The 7,133-nt window shown below is 59.0% G+C and carries 5 protein-coding genes and 1 tRNA gene; 4 read left to right on the forward strand and 2 right to left on the reverse strand.

Annotation, left to right across the window (positions count from 1 at the left end; genetic code table 11):
- Positions 1–781: 781 nt before the first annotated feature.
- Positions 782–2,101: a UDP-glucose dehydrogenase family protein gene (locus tag ABDX79_RS19545; RefSeq protein WP_346221973.1), complete on the forward strand. Its 1,320-nt coding sequence runs from the start codon at positions 782–784 to the stop codon at positions 2,099–2,101.
- On the forward strand, positions 2,101–3,111 hold the full coding sequence (locus tag ABDX79_RS19550; RefSeq protein WP_346221974.1) for an NAD-dependent epimerase/dehydratase family protein: 1,011 nt from the start codon (positions 2,101–2,103) through the stop codon (positions 3,109–3,111). The genes ABDX79_RS19545 and ABDX79_RS19550 overlap by 1 nt, the downstream gene beginning before the upstream one ends.
- Positions 3,112–3,431: 320 nt before the next feature.
- Here ABDX79_RS19550 and ABDX79_RS19555 read toward each other — a convergent pair.
- Both ABDX79_RS19555 and ABDX79_RS19560 read right to left on the reverse strand, forming a co-directional pair.
- Positions 3,432–3,508: transfer RNA gene (locus ABDX79_RS19555), tRNA-Arg, on the reverse strand.
- Between the two features lie 276 nt (positions 3,509–3,784).
- Entirely contained in the window at positions 3,785–4,750 is a 966-nt protein-coding gene (locus ABDX79_RS19560) for a tyrosine recombinase XerC (RefSeq protein ID WP_346221975.1), read from the reverse strand.
- Between the two features lie 199 nt (positions 4,751–4,949).
- Between ABDX79_RS19560 and ABDX79_RS19565 the strand changes: the two genes are divergently transcribed.
- Together ABDX79_RS19565 and ABDX79_RS19570 are read left to right on the forward strand one after the other, a co-directional pair.
- On the forward strand, positions 4,950–5,384 hold the full coding sequence (locus ABDX79_RS19565; RefSeq protein WP_346221976.1) for an OsmC family protein: 435 nt from the start codon (positions 4,950–4,952) through the stop codon (positions 5,382–5,384).
- Between the two features lie 226 nt (positions 5,385–5,610).
- Positions 5,611–6,954: an Nramp family divalent metal transporter gene (locus ABDX79_RS19570; protein ID WP_346221977.1), complete on the forward strand. Its 1,344-nt coding sequence runs from the start codon at positions 5,611–5,613 to the stop codon at positions 6,952–6,954.
- Positions 6,955–7,133: the final 179 nt, after the last annotated feature.

Here is a 7,133-nt window from a genome sequence, read left to right on the forward strand (position 1 = left end):
CATCCACCTGCCGCAGCTTCGCGACGATCTCTTCAGGCTTGTGCTTCTTGTTGGGCATGCTCTCGTCCTCCGATGGTGCCAAAACCATACTTCATGAAGGACCACTTTTTCGGGGGCAGGCCAGACGTCTGGCCTTGCCGATCGCGGCGTTCGCCGTCGCAATCGCATATCCGGGTACTTTCCAAAACGCGCCAGAGCCAGAACCGTCAATCGCTCAGCCGTTGTTCAGGGCGGCTTAGTCAAACCTCTTTTTGTACCCGCGGCTGCGCACCGATCTTGAAGCACGCTCCCATTCCGCGAGAGCGCGTTCATACATGGGCGCGACGCCGAATGGTGCAAAACACGAGGCGAGCGTTCAACTACACCAATTGCAGATCTATGACCTCGATCACTCAGGTCCCTTTCGTTATCGGAACCCGGCCCTGACAGGCCGGATCAGTCCGTTCAGCCATCGCGATGATTGCATGTCCACGGCTTCGATAGCGCCGCTCGATGGACTTTCCCGGGGCAAGTCCAATACTGCTGCGAAAGCTTAGCGAGCCTCTTCTCGCCTAGCAGGGCCGCAAGCGCCATCTATGCTTTGAACGCCGGGCTGTGGTTACGGTGGGATCTTCTCGTCATCGTCTCTCTTCGACGTCAGGCAGACAATCCACTTATCCCGCTGTTCAAAAATGCGAAGCCATCTCTAGATTTCGTGAAGCCAATTCGTTGAACTATGCAAACTCGAAATCAACCGTATAAGCAGCGCAACAGAATGCTGCATAGCGGTATGGAGTGATAAATGCGTCTCGTGATGATCGGTTCGGGCTATGTAGGCCTGGTTTCCGGCGCCTGTTTTGCAGATTTCGGCCACGAGGTCGTCTGCGTCGACGTCGACGAGAAAAAGATCGCTGCGCTGAAAAAGGGCGAAATCTCGATCTTTGAGCCCGGTCTCGATCAGATCGTCCAGTCAAATGCGGCAGCCGGACGCCTACGATTTTCGACCGATGTGGCATCGAGTGTCCGGGCGGCCGATGTGGTCTTCATCGCGGTTGGAACCCCGTCTCGGCGCGGCGATGGTCACGCCGACCTTTCCTATGTCTACGCTGCCGCACGGGAAATCGCCCAAGCGGTTGAAGGCTTCACGGTCGTCGTCACCAAGTCTACGGTTCCGGTCGGTACCGGTGATGAGGTCGACCGGATCATTCACGACGAGAATCCGCAGGCTGATGTCGCGGTCGTTTCAAACCCGGAATTTCTCCGTGAGGGCGCTGCGATTTCCGATTTCAAACGGCCGGATCGTATTGTCATCGGCACCGAGGAACCCCGCGCTATCGAGGTCATGCGGCAGGTTTACCGACCACTCTACATCAACGAGTCGCCTCTTCTCATCTGTGACCGTCGGACCTCTGAGCTCACCAAATACGCCGCAAATGCCTTTCTCGCGATGAAAATCACATTCATCAACGAGATCGCCGATCTGTGCGAAAAGCTTGGTGGCGATGTTCAGAAGGTCGCTAAGGGAATTGGTCTCGACAAGCGAATTGGGGACAAGTTCCTGCATGCCGGTCCCGGTTATGGTGGATCGTGCTTTCCCAAGGATACGCTCGCACTGGTCAAAACTGCTCAGGATGCAGATAGTCCGATGCGTCTCGTCGAAGCTACTGTCGCCATCAACGACAATCGAAAACGTGCTATGGCTCGCAAGGTTATCGCTGCCTGCGGCGGAGAAGTGCGCGGCAAAACAATCGCGATTTTGGGGCTCACCTTCAAGCCAAACACCGATGACATGCGCGATGCTCCCGCGCTTGCGATCATCCAGGCTCTTCTGGACAAGGGAGCCGTCGTTCGCGCATACGATCCGGAAGGCATCGAAACAGCGCGAATGCTTCTGCCAGAGATCGAGTATGGAGAAAACGCCTACGACATTGCCCGTGATGCCGAAGCAATCGTTCTCGTGACAGAGTGGGACGAGTTCCGCGCACTTGATCTTGGTCGGATCAAGTCGTCGATGAAAGAGCCAGTCCTCGTTGATCTTCGCAATGTGTATCCGCCGCAAGACGTCGTGGCCCAAGGCTTCAGTTATACGGGCATTGGACGCCAAACACATCGAGACGCCTGATGGTCCGGGTCTTCATCACTGGAACAGCAGGCTTTATCGGCTTTCATCTCGCTCGGCGTTTGCTCGAAGAGGGTCATGTGGTTGCCGGTTTCGATGGTATGACGCCGTACTATGACGTCCGTCTCAAGGAAGCGCGGCATGCAGCACTTGCCCAGTTTCCGCGCTTCAGTTCAAGAATCGCGATGCTGGAAAATACGACGGCTCTCGACGAAGCGATCGACGCCGCTGCGCCGGACGTGATTGTTCATCTCGCAGCTCAAGCGGGTGTTCGATACAGTCTGGAAAATCCCCGTTCTTATATCGACTCCAACGTCATCGGCTCTTTCAATATCTTGGAGGCGGCAAGACGCATAGGCGTCAAGCATCTTCTGATCGCTTCGACCTCTTCGGTCTATGGCGCGGCTCCCACAGTCCCCTTCCGGGAGACCGACAAGGCTGACGAGCCTTTGACGATCTACGCTGCCACAAAACGCGCGGTTGAAATGATGGCGCATTCGACGGCTCATCTCTATCAAGTGCCGACGACATGCTTTCGCTTCTTCACGGTCTATGGTCCCTGGGGACGACCTGAAATGGCGCTTTTCAAATTCGTCAGAGCGATCCTGTCCGGGCAGGAGATCGAGATCTACGGCGAAGGCAAGATGAGCCGGGACTTCACCTATGTCGATGATCTCGTCGAGGCGATTGTGCGGCTCATGCACTTGCCTCCAGGCGCAGAGAACCGTGTCGCCGACATCGATACCTTGTCGTCCACAGCGCCTTCCCGTGTCGTGAATATCGGCGGTGGACAGCCAGTGGGACTTCTCGATTTCGTCGAGACGATCGAGCGGGTTGTGGGTATCCCGGCCAAGCGCAAGATGCTGCCGATGCAGGATGGCGACGTCCCACGCACCTTCGCCAGCCCGGACCTTTTGCATTCGCTTGTTGGCTATAAGCCTGAAACTGATCTCGAAACTGGCATTCGGGCCTTCATCGAGTGGTATAGGTCTTTCTTTTCTGATCAATATTAGCGGGTAAACCCGGTGAACCTTTGAAATCATCGGTTTCATGGTCCGTCGACAGCCCGAGCGGCGCTTGAGCCGTGCGCCGGACGAGAATTGGCCCAACGGGTCAATTCTCGTCCGACGGTATAAACGTCACCGCCGCCTGAATACGCGCCTGCCTTGAGCTTCCTCTCAACGCCCTGGAATCTCTGGGAAAGTGGTCAGACGAACCTGCGCAAGTTGGCGATGCGTCCGGTCGTCCCGGACCGGATTTCATACAAACGCGGATCGGGCTTTCGAACGCCAAAGGCGTTGCCTTACAGGTTATTCTGGCTCTGAAATGGAGATGGCGCGCCCGAAAGGATTCGAACCTCTGACCCCCAGATTCGTAGTCTGGTGCTCTATCCAGCTGAGCTACGGGCGCGTGCCAAAGAAGCTGTTCGCTTCGATGGCGGGTAGGTAGACGGTTCGAAGCGCGAATGCAAGCGTGGATTTGGGCAGTTTTTGCAAAGGGCGATTCAATGCGAAATCGGCGGTCCCTTGTGGGGCTTCCGAGCGCCCGCTCACGTGACAGGGCGAGAGAAAGGACGAGATTCGTTCGGTCCCTTGCACTGCTCAGACATGTTACCTCTGTCGCATGTCACTTTGACGACTGCGGGCGGCCCCGGGAGATTCTCTGGCGTCTGCGCAGCCGATTCGATCACGATGCGCTGCCCCGTGCCTTTCGGCGGGCCCTTGGATGGGCGTCATCGTAGACCGAAAGCAGCCGGTTCGAATCGACCGCAGTGTAAGCCTGCGTCGTCGACAGGCTTGCATGGCCGAGCAGGTCCTGAATGGTCCGAAGATCGCCGCCCGCCGCCAGAAGATGGGTGGCGAAGGAATGGCGCAGGGCATGAGGCGTAGCCGATGGCGGCAAGCCAAATGCACCGCGCAGGCGGGCCATGTTGCGCTGGACGAGCTGAGGCCGCAGGGGCCCGCCGCGCGTTCCCCGAAACAGCGACTGACTGGCGTCGAGATCGAAGGGGCAGAGCCGGCGATAATTCGCAATCGCTTCGTGAACGGCGGGAATCAACGGCACGAGCCGCGTCTTGCCGCCCTTGCCCGTGATCGTCATCGAGCGAGCGGTTTGATCTGTCAGGACATCGCCAGTCAGTGCGAGTGCTTCGGAGATACGCAAACCGCACCCATAGAGAAGCGTGAGCACCGCGACATCCCGAGCGCCGACCCACGGCTCGGTCGAAAAGGCGTCGGCTTCTTCCGTGACTTCGAGGGCCCCGGCAACCGAGAGCGGGCGAGGGAGACCCTTCTTCTGCTTTGGCGCCCGCATGGCCTTTGCGCCGGCGGACGAGGCAAGCCCTTTTTTTTCCAGATGGCGCAGGAAGGACCGGATACCGGAAAGCCCGCGCCCAAGGCTGCGTGCCCCCGCGCCATCTCGCCGCCGTGCCGCAAGGAAAGAGCGCAGGTCCACCGGCTTCAGATCAGCGAAGTCATCGAGTTCCGACGGGCGCGCATGATAATCGGTGAGGAAGACCATGAACTGGCGCAGATCCCGCTCATAGGCTTCGATGGTCTCTTCGCTGGCCTGCCGCTCGGTTCTGAGGCCTTCCAGCCAGGCCGCGATTTCGCGCAGCACGGGCTGGGTTGCGAAAATCAGGACGTTCGACATGTCTGGCCTTTCGCACTCTCGAGGCCTTCGCGCTCTATAGGCCTGGCGGGCAGACGATTGCTATGCCCACCCTACCATAGCTGAAAAGAAGTGAAGAGAGCGTGAGGGCGATGGAACTTGTTCATGTCTGATCTATTTCCCCCATCAACGGAACGCCGGACCGCATAGGTTTGGCGAAACACTTCAGAGGAGACAGATCATGAAACGTCAGGCTATCGCACTTTGGAAGGGCGCCCTTGCTGATGGAACCGGCCAAATCACGACCCAGTCGGGGGCGCTGAAAAATCGCGGCTATTCCTTCAAGTCTCGCTTCGAGGACGAGAGCGGCCAGGCGGGCACCAACCCGGAAGAGCTTCTCGCCGCCGCCCATGCAGGCTGCTTCGCCATGCAGCTGTCTCACATGCTTGCCGAAAGCGGTTCACCAGCTGAAGAGCTGAACGCCAAGGCGGTCGTCGACGTACAGCAGGTCGAGGGCGGTTTCGCGATCAAGACCAGCGCGATCACGCTGGAAGCGAAGGTTCCGGGCATTGACGAGGCAAAGTTCAAGGAGCTTGCGACGAAGGCGAAGGAAGGCTGCCCAGTATCGAAAGCGCTCGCCGGCGTGGAGATCACGCTGGACGCAAAGCTCCTCTGATATCGTCAGGCACTGATACTTAGGGAGAAATCCCCTCCGTCGGACGGCTCGAACGCCGCCAGCTCGAGGCTTTTCGAGCCTCCCCGATGACCATGCTGAATATCAAATCCGAGAACCCGGTCTTTTCTGAGGCCGGGTTCTTTTTTGCATAACGGGTCTTTGCTTGCGGATTCTTGAAGGCGCTTTTTATGTCACGCGCGAGCGACCGTGGGAAAAGGATGATCTGATGGAAGAGGCACGCCCGAGTTACGGTCTCGATATGCCCGAACCTTCGATGCCTGAGTCCCATCGCTCGATCGCCGTATCGGACGGCTCGTTTTTCCGCCGGTTTCTTGCCTTCCTGGGGCCCGGCTTCCTTGTGGCCGTCGGCTATATGGACCCGGGCAATTGGGCGACGTCGATCGCCGGTGGGTCGGAGTTCGGATATGCGCTGATTTCGGCGGTGCTCCTGTCCTCCGTCATGGCGATCATCCTGCAGGCGCTCTGCGCGAGGCTTGCGATCGCGACCGGCGAGGATCTCGCCCAGGCCTGCCGCAGCCGCTATCCAAGACCCGTCTCCTTCGCGCTCTGGGTGCTCGCGGAACTCGCGATCATCGCGACCGATCTCGCCGAGGTTATCGGCACGGCGATCGGCTTGCAGCTGCTCTTTGGTGTGCCCTTGCTCTGGGGCGTCGTCGTCACCGCGCTCGACGTCTTTCTGATCCTCTTCCTGCAATCACGTGGCTTTCGCTGGATCGAGGCCTTTGTCGCGACGATGATCCTCATCATCGCGGTCTGCTTCCTCGGTGAACTTCTTCTCGTCCAGCCGTCGATCGCGGCGATCTTCGAAGGTCTCTTGCCGACACCGGAGATCGTGACGAACGAGCGCATGCTCTATCTCGCTCTGGGTATTCTCGGTGCGACCGTGATGCCCCACAATCTCTATCTTCATACCGGGATCGTTCAGACGCGTGCCTATGGCCAGGACCCTGAAGGCAAACGACAGGCGATCCGGTTCGCAACGCTCGATTCGACGCTGGCGCTATCCTTCGCCTTTCTGGTCAACGGTGCGATTCTGGTTCTCGCCGCCGGCGCCTTCCAACCGGCAGGCGTTGGAACGGTGGAGGATCTGACCGACGCCTATTCCCTGCTGCAGCCGCTCCTTGGCTCAGCGCTCGCGCCGATCCTCTTCGCGATCGCGCTTCTGGCATCGGGCCTCTCCTCCACCGTGACCGCGACTCTTGCCGGGCAAATCGTCATGCAGGGCTTTCTCCAGCTGCGCTTCTCGCCGGTCGTCCGCCGCCTCGTCACGCGGGGCATCGCGATCTTTCCGGCGGCGGTGATGATCTTTCTCTATGGAGAGAAAGGCGCGGCCGAGCTTCTGGTCCTCAGCCAGGTCGTCCTCTCCATGCAGCTGCCCTTCGCTGTCATTCCGCTCGTGATGTTTTCAGCCGACCGAAAGCGCATGGGCTCACTCCGCGCATCGTCCTGGCTGCTGGCGCTCGCGACGCTGATCGCAGTGCTGATCGTCGGCCTCAACTTCAAGCTGGTTCTGGACGTGATCACCGGCTCCGGTTTTACCGGTCATTGAGGGGAGGGGGCATTGATGGGGCGTTGGCCCTGTCTCCCGTCTTGCGTTTTCCGAACTGTCTCCGCGATTTTCCACGCGCTTGCGGTCCGGCGGATGGGCGCGCGTATGGTTGGCGGGCGCTTGCACCATCTTCGTGGTTTGGGGGCTGAGGCTTGTTCGTGTCTGGCGCTGCGTCTGGG

Origin of the sequence: Fulvimarina fulva, from assembly GCF_039652615.1 — a bacterium.
GTDB lineage: Bacteria > Pseudomonadota > Alphaproteobacteria > Rhizobiales > Rhizobiaceae > Fulvimarina.